The organism is Lysinibacillus sp. IITD104 (assembly GCF_036698265.2).
GTDB classification, from domain to species: domain Bacteria; phylum Bacillota; class Bacilli; order Bacillales_A; family Planococcaceae; genus Lysinibacillus; species Lysinibacillus boronitolerans.
The window spans coordinates 4221308-4221611 of sequence record NZ_JBAHYH020000001.1 but is presented as its reverse complement, the minus strand read 5'-3'; the positions used below and the strand labels follow the sequence as shown (position 1 = coordinate 4221611).

General features: G+C 43.8%; 1 pseudogene. It reads right to left on the bottom strand.

The window, feature by feature from the left end:
• Positions 1 to 304, bottom strand: a pseudogene (locus V1L66_RS21385) (amino acid degradation protein); the annotation flags it as partial.

The following is a 304-nucleotide window of genomic DNA, read 5'->3' as shown; positions in this document are numbered from 1 at the left end:
AATTCCGTTAAAGTAATGGATCTGCTCCACCTCAATATCAAAGGTTTGAGCTGTTTGCTTCATTAATTCAATCGACTGTTTCACTAATGGATGATTGGATGAATTAATGGCTGGATAGTAAGGTGGTGCATATAACAGGACGGTAGCAGGCGCTAATTCCTGACAGCGAATCATGAGCTGATCCACAATACGAATGGATTTTTCACGATCATCCCATGCACGATGCTGCTGCACCTGCTGCTTAATCGCTTGAACTTCTTCAGCCCCTAGCTTATGGATGGCATGCTCCAATAAGGCCTCGTAA